The 13774-nt window shown below is 33.1% G+C and carries 13 protein-coding genes; 7 read left to right on the forward strand and 6 right to left on the reverse strand.

Features of this window, described 5'->3' with window-relative positions:
• Positions 1-84: 84 nt before the first annotated feature.
• Together AC4FRF_RS15065 and AC4FRF_RS15070 are read right to left on the reverse strand one after the other, a co-directional pair.
• Positions 85-1044 carry a glycosyltransferase family 2 protein gene (locus tag AC4FRF_RS15065; protein WP_491160669.1) on the reverse strand — a complete coding sequence of 320 codons (960 nt, stop codon included), beginning with the start codon at positions 1042-1044 and terminating at the stop codon, positions 85-87.
• A 5-nt stretch (positions 1045-1049) separates the two neighbouring features.
• The gene (locus tag AC4FRF_RS15070; protein ID WP_491160671.1) at positions 1050-1583 is read right to left on the reverse strand and encodes a DUF4199 domain-containing protein; all 534 of its coding nucleotides are present in this window, start codon (positions 1581-1583) and stop codon (positions 1050-1052) included.
• 240 nt (positions 1584-1823) lie between these two features.
• On the opposite strand from AC4FRF_RS15070, the gene AC4FRF_RS15075 reads away from it, so the two are divergent.
• The 4 genes from AC4FRF_RS15075 to AC4FRF_RS15090 all read left to right on the forward strand — a co-directional run bounded on the left by AC4FRF_RS15075 (position 1824) and on the right by AC4FRF_RS15090 (position 6797).
• Positions 1824-2075 carry a type B 50S ribosomal protein L31 gene (locus AC4FRF_RS15075; protein ID WP_035662670.1) on the forward strand — a complete coding sequence of 84 codons (252 nt, stop codon included), beginning with the start codon at positions 1824-1826 and terminating at the stop codon, positions 2073-2075.
• 126 nt (positions 2076-2201) lie between these two features.
• A complete protein-coding gene (locus tag AC4FRF_RS15080; RefSeq protein ID WP_491160674.1) occupies positions 2202-3377 on the forward strand; it encodes a GlmU family protein in 1176 nt (391 codons plus the stop codon).
• Between the two features lie 162 nt (positions 3378-3539).
• Positions 3540-5003, forward strand: a complete 1464-nt coding sequence (locus AC4FRF_RS15085) for an alanine/glycine:cation symporter family protein (RefSeq protein WP_491160675.1) — start codon at positions 3540-3542, stop codon at positions 5001-5003.
• A 159-nt stretch (positions 5004-5162) separates the two neighbouring features.
• On the forward strand, positions 5163-6797 hold the full coding sequence (locus AC4FRF_RS15090) for an ABC-F family ATP-binding cassette domain-containing protein (protein WP_491160677.1): 1635 nt from the start codon (positions 5163-5165) through the stop codon (positions 6795-6797).
• Between the two features lie 75 nt (positions 6798-6872).
• Here the strand turns inward: AC4FRF_RS15090 and AC4FRF_RS15095 are convergent, their stop codons facing one another.
• Entirely contained in the window at positions 6873-7175 is a 303-nt protein-coding gene (locus AC4FRF_RS15095; protein WP_439227319.1) for a GNAT family N-acetyltransferase, read from the reverse strand.
• A 260-nt stretch (positions 7176-7435) separates the two neighbouring features.
• On the opposite strand from AC4FRF_RS15095, the gene AC4FRF_RS15100 reads away from it, so the two are divergent.
• Entirely contained in the window at positions 7436-8095 is a 660-nt protein-coding gene (locus AC4FRF_RS15100; RefSeq protein ID WP_491160679.1) for an alpha/beta fold hydrolase, read from the forward strand.
• A 75-nt stretch (positions 8096-8170) separates the two neighbouring features.
• Here AC4FRF_RS15100 and AC4FRF_RS15105 read toward each other — a convergent pair whose 3' ends face one another.
• Complete coding sequence (locus tag AC4FRF_RS15105; protein ID WP_491160681.1) at positions 8171-8686, reverse strand: DUF2892 domain-containing protein; 516 nt, start codon at positions 8684-8686, stop codon at positions 8171-8173.
• Positions 8687-8853: 167 nt separating this feature from the next.
• On the opposite strand from AC4FRF_RS15105, the gene rpmH reads away from it, so the two are divergent.
• Positions 8854-9015 carry a 50S ribosomal protein L34 gene (gene rpmH, locus AC4FRF_RS15110; RefSeq protein WP_008464848.1) on the forward strand — a complete coding sequence of 54 codons (162 nt, stop codon included), beginning with the start codon at positions 8854-8856 and terminating at the stop codon, positions 9013-9015.
• 168 nt (positions 9016-9183) lie between these two features.
• Positions 9184-12039 carry a carbamoyl-phosphate synthase large subunit gene (gene carB, locus AC4FRF_RS15115; protein WP_491160688.1) on the forward strand — a complete coding sequence of 952 codons (2856 nt, stop codon included), beginning with the start codon at positions 9184-9186 and terminating at the stop codon, positions 12037-12039.
• Positions 12040-12286: 247 nt separating this feature from the next.
• Here the strand turns inward: carB and AC4FRF_RS15120 are convergent, their stop codons facing one another.
• Together AC4FRF_RS15120 and AC4FRF_RS15125 are read right to left on the reverse strand one after the other, a co-directional pair.
• On the reverse strand, positions 12287-12946 hold the full coding sequence (locus AC4FRF_RS15120) for a hypothetical protein (protein ID WP_491160690.1): 660 nt from the start codon (positions 12944-12946) through the stop codon (positions 12287-12289).
• A 9-nt stretch (positions 12947-12955) separates the two neighbouring features.
• Positions 12956-13630: a TIGR02117 family protein gene (locus AC4FRF_RS15125; RefSeq protein ID WP_491160802.1), complete on the reverse strand. Its 675-nt coding sequence runs from the start codon at positions 13628-13630 to the stop codon at positions 12956-12958.
• Positions 13631-13774: the final 144 nt, after the last annotated feature.

The raw sequence follows: 13774 nt of genomic DNA on the forward strand, positions 1-13774 counted from the left end.
GTTGTTTTTAGTTTTTATGTGATAGTTTGACTCTTCTAAAATTAGGAAATAAATAATTTATAATTGACAAACTAAGGTGTTTAATTATAAGAAATTAATCTCATTTGAAATTTTGTATCGTTCTTCATTATTTTTGGTGCGTAAAATAATTTCACCTAAAAATCCAGCTAAAAATAATTGTGTACCTAATATCATTGTGGTTAATGCAATAAAAAACCAAGGATTGTTAGTCACTAAGCTGTATGGCATGTTGTTATACATGTGGTATAATTTAGATATACCAATGTATCCTGCTAATAAAAAACCGATAACAAACATTAAAGATCCGATAGCGCCAAATAAATGCATAGGTCTTTTTCCAAATCGAGATAAGAACCAAATGGTAATCAAATCCAGAAAACCGTTAATAAAACGTTCCATACCAAATTTAGTTTCGCCGTATTTTCTAGCCTGATGTTGAACTACTTTTTCTCCAATTTTTCCAAATCCTGCATTTTTAGCTAAAACAGGTATGTAACGGTGCATTTCGCCTGAAACTTCAATGTTTTTAACTACAATGTTTTTGTAAGCTTTTAAACCACAATTAAAGTCATTTAAATGAACTCCAGAAGTTTTTCTAGCGGCCCAGTTGAATAATTTAGAAGGAAGATTTTTGGCTACAACGGAGTCATAGCGTTTCTTTTTCCATCCAGAAACCAAGTCAAAATGTTCCTGAGTAATCATTTGGTATAATCCAGGGATTTCTTCAGGACTATCCTGTAAATCAGCGTCCATAGTGATAATAACATCGCCTTGTGCCTTAGCAAATCCGGCATGTAAAGCTTGAGATTTTCCGAAGTTTTTCATAAATCGGATTCCTTTTACATGATTGTTGTCGGCTGCAAAACTTTGAATAATAGACCAAGAATTATCTGTACTTCCGTCATCTAGAAATATAATTTCGTAAGAATAACGGTGCTCTTGCATTACTTTTATAATCCAAGTGTAAAGTTCTTTAAGTGATTCTTCTTCGTTAAGAAGTGGTATTAGTATGGATAAATTCATCGATTTTATACTTGTGATGTAGGTTTGCTTTTAAAGAAAGCAGCTAAAATTAAACCAAAAATGGTACAGAAAACAATATTAGATAATGAGCCTTTTAATAAGCCTATTATTGAAAATTGGTCGTTTTCTTTCATGTCGTTAATGGCTTTGTTAATAGTTTCAGCTGGTGTGTTGAATTTTTCCATCGCGGATACCATATATTTAAGAGTTAACTCTTTAATAATATCTTTGGCTGAAGGATCAACAAAATTGAATAATATAATATTGAAAACTACTGAAATTGCAATTCCAATTAATGCTGAAATAAAATAAGTGGTAAAAGCATCTTTAAAAGTGAAAGTGGCTTTGAATTCTTTCTTCGTTTTTACAAGTAAAATTACAGCAATAGTAAAATATAAGGCTAGATTAGCAAATCCAATCCAGGGTGAAGTAAATAAATTTAAATTAATGGAATAAATTAAAGTAGTAATTAATACAGAAGTTAAACCAGTAATTATACCAAAAGTAATTCCGTTTTTTTTGATAGTTTCGTGAATCATTGTAAGATACTTTCAATTAAGCAACAAATATAGTAATTCCCTGTATATTGAAGAGTAAAAAACTGTTTTTAGCACTTTATATAAAAAAAAGAAATAAACATTTGTTTATTGAAAAATAATTGTATTTTTGCATCCTCAAAATAATAGTTAAAAATAAAAAGTTATAATTCGTTTATACCTTTTCTGTTAAAAGGAAAGCTTCAAAAGGGGTTATAGCCAAACAAATAAAAAAGATTCAAGATGAAAAAAGGTGTACACCCAGAAAATTACAGATTAGTTGCTTTTAAAGACATGTCAAATGATGACGTTTTTATTACTAAATCTACTGCTGATACTAAAGAGACAATTACAGTTGACGGTGTTGAATACCCAGTTGTAAAAATGGAGATCTCTAGAACTTCTCACCCTTTTTATACTGGTAAATCTAAACTTATTGATACTGCAGGACGTATCGATAAATTCAAAACTAAATACGCTAAACATATTAAATAATTTTAATTTGTTTCTCAATAAACAAAGCCTTCCATTCGGGAGGCTTTTTTATTTTAATCTATTTGAAAACTTTGTAACTTTGGCTCGGGTTTTAAGAAAAACCGCAATAAATAAAAAGACAACTTTATGAACTATATACTTTTTGATGGGCCAGCTCGGAATGCTTTATTACCATTTACTTTTACGCGTCCAGTAGCGGATATTCTTGTAGGAATTCTAACAATTCGTCAAAAATGGGAGCGCTATTTAGGTTCTACAATTACAACATTGACTGAGGAATATTTGTCTGATAAATATCCAATGGTGGAATTAGAAGAGAATATAATGATTAATGCTTCTTTTCTTCCAAATGGAGTTTTGGCTGAAATGGTTTCTAATTTAGAACCCAATCAAGCTATATTTAAAGGAGAAGAAGTGATTGCTTTTTTCACCAATGATAGTCAGGAAGAAGTAGATTTTGATAGTTATGAAATTATCGAGTACAATGAAGAGTGCTTGACGGTAATGAATACATGGGATATTTTTTCTAAAAATGCTGCGGCAATTCGTGAAGATTTCGAATTTTTAACAGAAGATAGAAAATCACAACCTATTCCTAAAAGTGTCAATGTAATTGCTCCTGAGCATATTTTTATTGAAGAAGGTGCTCAGTTGGAATTTGTTACTTTGAATGCGTCAACCGGACCAATTTATATTGGAAAAGATACTTTAATAATGGAGGGGACTATGGTTCGAGGTCCTTTTGCACTTTGTGAAGGTGCTGTAGTTAAGATGGGAGCTAAGATTTATGGTGCTACCACAGTTGGGATGTATTCCAAAGTAGGAGGAGAAATAAATAATTCGGTGTTGTTTAATTATTCTAACAAAGGTCATGAAGGTTTTTTAGGGAATTCAGTTTTAGGAGAATGGTGTAATATTGGGGCAGATAGCAATAATTCGAACTTGAAAAACAATTATGAAGAAGTGCGTTTGTGGAGTTATGAAACTGAAGGATTTGCTAAAACAGGATTGCAGTTTTGTGGTTTGATGATGGGGGATCATAGTAAATGTGGAATAAATACCATGTTTAATACGGGAACTGTGGTTGGGGTGAGTTCTAATATTTTTGGAACTGGATTTCCGCGTAATTTTGTTCCTAGTTTTTCGTGGGGAGGTGCGGCAGGATTTACTACTTATTTAACTAAAAAAGCTTTTGATACGGCTAAATTAGTGATGGGTAGAAGAGGAATTGAATTTGACGAAAAAGAAGCTGCTATTTTGGAGCATGTTTTTGAAGAAACTAAAAAGTGGCGTAAAGAATAATCTGTATCCCTTTTTATTCGGTTGGATTTATTAAAAATGCTTTGTTGGTAAAGAACAAAGCATTTTTTGTTTTTAAGCTATTTTTTGTTTTTTAGTATAAAAATGTTTGATAAATGGATGTTTTGTTGTTTTTTTGATGATAAATTAATACTTAATAGAAATATGGAAGAATTCGTAGGAATGTTAAATGATATTATTTGGAGTAACGGTTTAATCGTTTTATGTTTGGGTATAGGGCTTTATTTTTCAATACGAACTCGTTTTTTGCAATTGCGTCACATCAAAGAAATGTGGCGTCTGTTATTTGATGGAGAAAGTACAGATTCTGGTGTTTCTTCTTTTCAAGCATTAGCAATGTCTTTGGCAGGAAGAGTGGGGACAGGAAATATTGCTGGTGTGGCTACAGCGATTGCTTTTGGAGGTCCGGGAGCAATGTTTTGGATGTGGACAGTAGCTTTTTTAGGGGCGAGTACAGCTTATGTAGAAGCAACTTTAGCACAGATATATAAGGAAAAACATTTAGGAGAATTTCGTGGAGGTCCCGCTTTTTATATTGAAAGAGGCTTGGGGATGAAATGGTTTGGGATTTTATTTGCTATTGTTTCAGTAGTATCTGCTGGAGCTTTTTTACCGGGAGTGCAAGCTAATTCGGTTGCTGAGGGAATTAAAAATGCCTTTGATTTAGATACTTGGATTTCAGGTTTGGGAATGGTGTTGTTGTTTGGGGCTATCGTTTTTGGAGGTGTAAAAAGGATTGCTAAGTTTACGGAATATATTGTTCCGTTTATGGCAATTGGTTATATAATATTGGCGTTAATAATTATAGGAGTCAATTTTGATCAATTAGGGAGAGTGATTAGTTTGATTTTTAAAAGCGCATTTGATTTAGAAGCTGGTTTTGGAGCTGTTTTTGGATTAGCTATTCAGTGGGGGGTAAAAAGAGGAATTTATTCTAATGAAGCAGGTCAAGGAACTGCGCCACATATTGCTGCCGCGGCTAATGTTTCGCATCCAGCTAAACAAGGTTTGGTGCAGTCTTTTTCAGTGTATATTGATACTTTGTTTGTGTGTTCAGCAACAGGTTTTATGATTTTGATTACGGGAATGTATAATGTTCAGAATCCTAATTTTGGTTCTGGAGGAGCATCGGAATTCTTGTACCATGGATTGAGTAATGTAGCGGTAGGGCCAGCGTATACTCAAAATGCAATGGATACTGTATTTCCTGGTTTTGGGTCTTATTTTGTTGCTATTGCTTTGTTTTTCTTCGCTTTTACAACAATTATTGCTTATTATTATATTGCAGAAACCAATATTTCATATTTGACTAGAAAAATTGAATCGCCTAAGTTTTATCATATTTTAAAGGTGATTATGATGGTTGTTATTATGTATGGAGCTATTAATCAGGCTACTTTAGCATGGGCAATTGGTGATTTAGGTGTGGGATTAATGGCTTGGTTTAATATTGTAGCAATTATTCTTCTACAAAAACCAGCTTTAAGAGCTTTACTAGATTATGAAAAACAGAAAAAAGCAGGTAAAGATCCTGTTTTTGTTCCGGAAGAAATCGGAGTTTCTAATGCGCATATTTGGAATACTCTGAATAAGACAAAAGCGAATTAATCGAATTTTTTGATACTATTTTGAAGCTTCTAATTGCAATTTTTGGGTTGCAATTAGAAGCTTTTATTTTATAGGAACAAATTACTTAATTAAGCTATCTTTGCAGCTTTCAAAAAAAGAGCTAATCAATTAAATGGTTAACCGAATAAATAAAAAACAATGATTACAATTAACGATATATCGGTTCAATTTGGAGGAACTACACTTTTTAGTGATGTTTCTTTTGCTATCAATGAAAACGATAAAATTGCCCTTATGGGTAAGAATGGTGCGGGAAAATCGACACTTTTAAAAATTATTGCAGGGAATTCTAAACCTTCAACAGGAAGTGTTTCAACTCCTAAAGATGCTGTTGTGGCTTATTTGCCTCAGCATTTATTAACTACTGATGGAGCAACAGTGATGGAAGAGGCTTCAAAAGCTTTTTCTGAAATCTTTGCTATGAAAGCTGAAATTGATGAAATCAATGAGCAATTAACGATTAGAACGGATTACGAAAGTGATGACTATATGAAGTTAATCGAACGTGTTTCGGATTTAAGTGAAAAGTTTTACGCTATTGAAGAAGTAAATTATGAGGCTGAAGTGGAAAAAATCTTGATGGGACTAGGTTTTGTTCGTGAAGATTTTACAAGACAAACATCAGAGTTTTCAGGAGGATGGAGAATGCGGATCGAATTGGCTAAAATTTTATTGCGCAAACCGGATTTGATTTTACTGGATGAGCCTACCAACCACATGGATATCGAGAGTATTCAATGGTTAGAAGATTTCCTGATTAATTCGGCTAAGGCAGTTGTGGTGATTTCTCATGATAGGGCTTTTGTTGATAACATTACTAATCGTACTATTGAGGTAACAATGGGTAGAATATACGATTACAAAGCTAAATATTCGCATTATTTAGAATTGCGAAAAGATCGTAGAATTCACCAACAAAAAGCTTACGATGAGCAACAAAAAATGATTGCTGATAATCGTGCTTTTATCGAGCGATTTAAAGGAACTTTTTCTAAAACAGATGCGGTTCAGTCTCGTGTTCGAATGTTAGAAAAATTAGAAATTGTTCAGGTGGATGAAGTGGATACTTCGGCTTTAAGACTGAAATTTCCACCTGCAGCTCGTTCTGGTCAATATCCGGTTGTGGTGAAGGATTTGGCTAAAACTTATGGTGATCATGTGGTTTTTAAGGATGCTAATATTGTTATTGAAAGAGGTCAAAAAGTAGCTTTCGTAGGTAAAAATGGGGAAGGAAAATCAACAATGATTAAAGCTATCATGAAAGAAATTGGTATTGATGGCGGAAGTGTTGAGATTGGTCATAATGCTCAAATTGGTTATTTTGCTCAAAATCAAGCTTCATTGTTAGATGAAAATGCGACTATTTTTGAAACCATAGATAATATTGCTGTTGGCGATATTCGTACTCAAATCAAAAATATTTTGGGTGCATTCATGTTTCAAGGTGATGATATTACAAAGAAAGTAAAAGTGCTTTCTGGTGGAGAAAAAACACGTTTGGCAATGATAAAATTGTTGTTAGAGCCTGTTAATTTGTTGATTCTGGATGAGCCTTCCAATCACCTGGATATGAAAACTAAGGACATTATTAAGGATGCATTACGTGATTTTGATGGGACTTTAATCTTAGTTTCTCACGACCGTGATTTCCTAGATGGATTAGCAACTAAGGTTTTCGAATTTGGAAACAAAAGAGTGGTAGAGCATTTTGAAGATATTTCTGGTTTCTTAGCGCACAAGAAAATGGAAAGCATGAGAGAGATTGAAAAATAAATTCCGATTTAACAATAAAAATAATGGCACAAGTTGATTCTTGTGCCTTTTTTTGTTTTAGAATTATTTGTAGAGTTAAATTCGGATTCCAGGAGGAAGTAATTCTTTGTAGGATGGATTTTTTTTGAAAAACTGAACGATTCTGGGGTAGGTAGGAACGACTTTTAATCGTTGTTCAATGGCATTTTCTAAGATAGTTTTAAGTAAATTGTCAATGAATTTTTCGTTATTGAATTCTTCGGGAGTATTAATTTTAGTTAAAAATATTTTTCGTTCCTGAAAAGAATATTCTACTGTTACGAGTCCTTCGGGGATTGTGGTTTCAAATTGTCTTGCAAAAGAGTTGTCTTTAATTTCGATAGTTGCAATTGTTTCCATAATTTTTTATTTATTGAAAAGACTATAAAATAAGAACTAATAAAGATTATTCTTTTTTATAGCCAAATTATCTGTGCGATGATTTCTAACAGAAATGAGGGATTGTAAAGTTAAGTAATTGATAGTCAAAATCAAATAATTTTAACTTTACATTTTTAGGGTTGTTGTAAAGCTGGAGATTTCTTGTTGGTAAAATTAGGTGAGCGTTCTTAAAAGTTTTAATTTAGTTTTTTTACTATTGCAAAAGTTGAAATTTTACTATGAGCAAAATTCCTGTTTATTTTATGCCTGGATTAGCAGCAAATCCTTTGATTTTTGAGCGAATCAAATTGGACGAAGCGTTATTTGATGTTTATTATTTAGAATGGCTAATCCCTGAACCTGATGAAGCTTTAGAGGATTATGCTGCTCGAGTAGCTTTAGGGATAAAAGAAGAGTATCCCGTACTAATTGGGGTATCTTTTGGTGGGATTCTGGTACAGGAAATGGCTAAGTTAATTGCTGTTCGAAAAGTGATTGTTATTTCGAGTGTGAAATCTAAGTTCGAATTTCCGAAACGAATCCACTTTGCTAGAAAAACAGGAGTTTATAAATGGATTCCCATTCGCTTGATATTGCGTTTTGGAAAGTTGGCACAATTTGTATTTGGAGAAAAATATTCAAAACGAATGGAGCTTTACGATACTTTTTTATCAGTTAGAGATATTCGTTATTTAAAGTGGGCTATTGAAAAAGTGGTTCTCTGGAATCGAAAAGAAGTCGATAAACGAGTGATTCATATTCATGGAGATAAAGACCGAATGTTTCCTGTGAAAAATATTCAAAACTGTATTTCGGTAGCAGGAGGGACTCATGTAATGATTTATACTAAATACAGCTGGTTTAATGCTAACTTAGCAGCTATAATACAAGGGAGTTGAATGTTGGAAATAGTCATAAAAAAAACCAAATTCACATTAAGAATTTGGTTTTTTTATGTTTGAATTAGAAAAAAATTAGATTTTTTTCATTTGTTCTTTCATCATTGTGATTTGGTCTTTCAACATGTTTTGTTTGTCTAGCTTTTTTACTTCACTAATCAAGTTTGTAGCTTCTAGTTTTCTTCTGCGTGACAAAGCGATTCCTGCCAGGTTTAATTTGGCTACAGCTAAATCCATATCCATTGATAAACCTAATTCAATTGCTTTCTTGAAATATTTCTCAGATTGATTGATGTTAGTTTGCGAAAGCATGATTCCATGAAGGTAATTAAAGTAACCTTGTTGCTTTCTAATCAATGCCGATTCTGGATTTTTAATATAAGAAAGCCATTTTTGAGCACCTTCAAAATCTTGTTTTCTTAATTTTAAAAAAGCCAATAAGATAAATTCGTTTCTGTAATAAAGAAAAACAGGAATTATGGTAAGTAATAATAAGAAGATTCCATTTCCGATATTGTTTTCTGTAAATTGCCAAATGCTAGTAATTACGATAAGTCCAGCGATAATAAGTTTGATATTCTTGTTTAACATGATGGGTATATAATTTGTGTTTGCAAAGATAGTAAAAGGAATTAAAAATATTTTTATAAAACTTCTTGCTAGAAAAAAAAGTCTTTGTATATTTGCACTCGGTTTCAGAATAACCACTATTCGAAAAATAAAAGATACATATAAATAAGTTTTAAAGATACAAAGCAATGAGCAAAAGAACGTTTCAACCATCGAAAAGAAAAAGAAGAAATAAACACGGATTTATGGACAGAATGGCTTCTGCAAATGGAAGAAAAGTTCTTGCGCGTAGAAGAGCTAAAGGAAGACATAAATTAACTGTTTCTAGCGAACCTAGACACAAAAAATAATGTTTATATAAGCATAAATAAGGGCGTTACTTTTTTTAGTACCGCCTTTTTTTATATCTTGTCGGTAAAATAAGACTCAAGCTTAAGATTATTAGTGAGTTGCATCATTTTTAAACAAGAGAAATTGAGTAAAAAAAATTACTTCATTAAAACAATAATTATCATATAATGCCAAAAGACACTTCAATAAAATCAGTTTTAATTATAGGTTCAGGTCCTATTGTTATTGGTCAAGCTTGCGAATTTGATTACGCAGGATCACAATCAGCACGTTCTATTCGCGAAGAAGGAATCGAGGTTATTCTTATCAATTCAAACCCTGCTACAATTATGACCGACCCTTCTATGGCGGATCATATTTATTTGAAGCCTTTAACAACAAAATCGATTATCGAAATTCTAAAAGAGCATCCACAAATTGATGCTGTATTGCCTACAATGGGAGGACAAACAGCGCTTAACTTGTGTTTAGAAGCACAAGACAAAGGAATTTGGGATGATTTTGGAGTACGATTGATAGGAGTTGATGTAAATGCCATTAATATTACTGAAGATAGAGATCAGTTTAAAGCTCTTTTGAAGAAAATTAATGTTCCAACTGCTCCTGCTGAAATTTGTACTTCTTATTTGAGAGGAAAAGAAATTGCTCAGGAATTTGGTTTTCCACTTGTAATTCGTCCATCGTTTACATTGGGAGGTACCGGAGCTTCTATTGTATATAAACCAGAAGATTTTGATAGATTATTGACTGCTGGTCTGGAAGCATCACCAATTCACGAAGTTTTAATTGATAAAGCTTTGATGGGATGGAAAGAATATGAATTAGAACTTTTAAGAGATAAAAATGATAATGTTGTAATTATCTGTTCGATTGAAAATATGGACCCAATGGGAATCCATACAGGAGATTCGATTACAGTGGCTCCTGCGATGACATTGTCAGACACTACTTTCCAAAAATTACGTGATTACGCTATCTTGATGATGCGTAGTATTGGTAACTTTGCTGGAGGTTGTAACGTACAGTTTGCGGTTTCACCTGATGAAAAAGAAGATATTGTAGCTATCGAAATCAACCCTCGTGTATCTCGTTCTTCTGCATTAGCTTCTAAAGCTACTGGTTATCCAATTGCTAAAATTGCTTCAAAATTAGCTTTAGGATACAACTTAGATGAATTGCAAAATCAAATTACAAAATCTACTTCGGCTTTATTTGAGCCTACTTTGGATTATGTAATTGTAAAAATACCACGTTGGAACTTTGATAAATTTGAAGGTTCTGATAGAACTTTAGGTCTTCAAATGAAGTCTGTAGGTGAGGTAATGGGTATTGGACGTTCGTTCCAGGAAGCTTTACACAAAGCAACTCAATCCTTAGAAATTAAGCGTAATGGTTTAGGAGCTGATGGTAAAGGATACACTAATTACGAGCAAATTATTGAAAAACTAACGTATGCAAGTTGGGATCGTGTTTTTGTAATTTATGATGCTATTGCAATGGGAATTCCATTGAGTAGAATTCACGAAATTACCAAAATCGATATGTGGTTCTTGAAACAATACGAAGAATTACATACTCTTGAGAAAGAAATTGCTAAATATACTGTAGCAACTTTACCTAAAGAATTTTTGCTTGAAGCCAAACAAAAAGGTTTTGCCGACAGACAAATTGCTCACATGATGGGTTGTCTTGAAAGTGAAGTACACACTTTGCGTAGAAGCATGAACATCAACCGTGTGTTTAAACTAGTTGATACTTGTGCGGCTGAGTTTAAAGCCAAAACACCTTACTACTATTCTACTTTTGAAGCTGAAATTGAAAAAGCAGATGGAACCCGTTTTGTAGACAATGAAAGTGTGGTTACTGATAGAAAGAAAATCATCGTATTAGGTTCAGGACCTAACCGTATTGGGCAGGGAATCGAGTTTGACTACTCTTGTGTACACGGAGTCTTGGCTTCTAAAGAGTGTGGATACGAAACCATCATGATTAACTGTAATCCGGAAACCGTTTCGACTGATTTTGATACAGCTGATAAATTATACTTTGAACCAGTATTCTGGGAACATATTTACGATATCATCCAACACGAGAAACCAGAAGGTGTAATCGTTCAGTTAGGTGGACAAACAGCGCTTAAATTAGCGGAGAAATTAGCTAAATACGGTGTAAAAATCATCGGAACTAGTTTTGATGCACTTGATTTAGCAGAAGACAGAGGACGTTTCTCTGATTTATTGACCGACTTGAAAATTCCTTTCCCTAAGTTTGGAATTGCTGAAACAGCTGACGAAGCTTCTGAACTTGCTGACCAATTGGATTTCCCATTATTGATTCGTCCTTCTTATGTATTGGGAGGTCAAGGAATGAAAATTGTAATCAACAAACAAGAGTTAGAAGAGCACGTAGTAAACTTGTTGAAGACTATTCCAGGAAACAAATTGCTTTTAGACCACTATCTTGACGGAGCTATTGAAGCAGAAGCTGATGCCATTTGTGATGCTGACGGAAATGTTTACATCATCGGAATTATGGAGCACATTGAGCCTTGTGGAGTACACTCAGGAGATTCTAACGCTACATTGCCTCCTTTTAACTTAGGAGAATTTGTAATGCAACAAATTAAAGATCATACTAAGAAAATTGCTGTAGCATTAAAAACGGTTGGTTTAATCAACATCCAGTTTGCTATTAAAGACGATACAGTTTACATTATCGAAGCTAATCCAAGAGCTTCCCGTACGGTTCCGTTTATTGCTAAAGCTTACGGAGAGCCTTATGTAAACTATGCTACTAAAGTAATGTTAGGACATAGCAAAGTAACAGACTTTGATTTCAATCCACAATTAAAAGGATATGCCATCAAGCAACCGGTATTCTCTTTCAGTAAGTTCCCGAATGTAAACAAAGCTTTAGGACCTGAAATGAAATCTACAGGAGAAAGCATCTTGTTTATTGATGACTTAAAAGACGACCAATTCTACGAATTGTACTCTAGAAGAAAAATGTACTTGAGTAAATAAGCACTTAAGTTTAAATATTGAAAAAGCCCCTTTTTGGGGCTTTTTTTTGGTTATAATGTTGCTAAGCTTTGCCTATTTCCAAGCGATTGGTTTTTAGCACAGTTCATTGCGAGGAACGAAGCAATCTCAGCCAGTAACTCTACAAAGTAGTTTGTTATGTTTTGTATTGATTATTTGCTCATTGTTTTGCGGGTATGGAAAGCATTTCCGCGCTATTGGTTATCGGGGTTATTGATGTTTATTGATTTTAGTTCGTTATTAAATCTTCGGGATAATAGCCATAGCGCATGTATACTTTACCTTCCTTAATTTCATAATAGGGTTCCTGATAAATTTTTTCTAATTTTGAATGAGACTGGTATCTAGGAACAGTAATTGGTTCTTCCATATCAACTTTATGCGGTTGTTTATTGCTTTTTCTTTTAGATGGATCGAATTCCCAACAAACAGGTGATGCCCACTTTCCATTTTTCATTTTGTAAACAGGTTGATATTGATATTTTTTATGAATCAATTCATTACAATATTTGCCAACAAATAAGAGAACATTTTCAAATTCATCATATCGCACCTTTGAATTATGATCATATGATACAAAATCAATAATTTCAAAGTTTATATTTTGAGAGATTTTTGTTAAGATTTTGTATTTCGATTTAGATTTCGAATCCATTCGTACATGTAAGATTTCAGTCTTAATTTTAGTTTTTGGATCCGTTACAATAGTGTAACAATTTGTAGGTTGTTTTACTGGACTGACATTTATTTTTTTTCCGATGAAAATAAATGTTTCAGGATTCTTTTCGTTGCAAGTAATAGTTTCGTCACAAGGCGTAATTTTTTGAGAAAATTGAGAATATGCACTTTGTAAACTAAAAGACAGAAACAACATAAATACTATTTTCATTATTTGATTTTATTTATATTTCGAGAAAATTCCAGAATCAGTAGCAGTCCAAAAAGAACATTTTTGGCCACAGGCTTTTAAGGCGCTATTAGCCCAGCTGTTGCAGGTTTTAAAGAGGCTATAACTTCCGGTGGCTTCATAAAAAGCATCGGTTTTTCCATAATTAGCATTGGTAAATATTGGGATATAATTTCCTGAGGCATCTTTTTGAAAGCTATTGTTGATGTAAGCAATCAAACGGCCGTATTGTTCTTTGCTAATTAGCATGGATTTACAATCGTTGCCTAATTTTATTGTTTTGTAATAGGTGGCGTGAATGGCCGTAGTGCTTAATCCTGTTGCCGCTTTAAAGGCCACCGAAGCTTTTAAATCAGACCACTCAGGTGTTTCTAAATAAAAACCTTTATCGCCCCAACCCATAGCGATGTAGTTATAGGTCGAATCGGCTGCTTTTGTGTTCTTATACTGAATTTGTTGGCTCCAATCTATTTGTGCATTTTTTGTTGGCATAACAATATCGGTGTGTACGCCATTAGTTAGAATAAAAATTTCAACTTCGGGTTTGGTGTCAACTTCTTTGTCAATTGTGATTTTGGATAAAAGGTAGGCCGAAAGCCCATAGCATAAAAGGAATCCTAAAAAGCCTAAGATTAGTTTGAAAAGGAATTTTGTAATTTTTTTCAAGTTGGATGAATTGATGGTTATTTCTTTCAAAAATAACTAAATTTAGTACAAGTCAATCTGCTAATCGAAATAAATAAGCATTTAAAATTTTTGAAAAAAGAAATAATAAAAAAAAGCGATTGAAAATAGTATTGCTATTCTCAA

This window comes from Flavobacterium sp. ST-158, assembly GCF_058309975.1.